This window comes from Nguyenibacter vanlangensis (genome assembly GCF_013376155.1).
In the GTDB taxonomy this organism is placed as follows: Bacteria; Pseudomonadota; Alphaproteobacteria; order Acetobacterales; family Acetobacteraceae; genus Gluconacetobacter; species Gluconacetobacter vanlangensis.
Map to the genome: position 1 here is coordinate 1 of NZ_JABXXP010001153.1, position 637 is coordinate 637.

Sequence of the window (637 nt, forward strand, 5' to 3'; positions counted from 1 at the left end):
GGCGGATCGCCGACTGGCTGCGCCCCCGGTCGCTGGCCGCGCGGACCAGCCTGCTGCTGATCGTCGGACTGGGCGTGATCGAGGCGATCGGGCTGACGATCCATGCGCTGGACCGGATTGATTTCGACCGCCGCATGGTCCAGCAGGAGACCCAGAACCGGGTCGGCATGATCTATCGTTCGATCGTCGAGACGCCGCCGGCCGACCGCGCGGCGGAACTGGACGCGCTGCACCTGCCGCCCAGCTTCCGCGCGACGCTCAGTCCCGGGCCCGAACCCGACATGATCGACCAGGCCGTGGACAACCCCCCGGCGGCGGACCGGATGCGCATGTCGTGGCTGGCCTTCATGCGCACGCGTGAGAACATTCCGCCGCTGCCGCCGCATCTGCGGCCCCGGCACGTACTGTTCAGCGCCCAGCGGGGCACGCCCGGACGGGCCGTGGCCTTCCTGCTGCCGGACGAGACACGCTGGCTGACCATCCATTACACGATGCCGCCGCCCAACCCGTTCCGCTCGCCGACCTTTCCCACCGCCTTCCTGCTGATGACGGTGGCGGGCAGCATCCTGATCGTCTGGGGCGTGCGGCGGCTGGTGGCGCCGGTGGGCACGCTGGCCGCGGCGGCCGAGGCGCTGGG

Annotated in this window: 1 pseudogene; it reads left to right on the forward strand. The window is 71.6% G+C overall.

Going from position 1 to position 637, the window contains the following annotated elements:
- A pseudogene (locus HUK84_RS21815) lies at window positions 1-637 on the forward strand (ATP-binding protein); the annotation flags it as partial.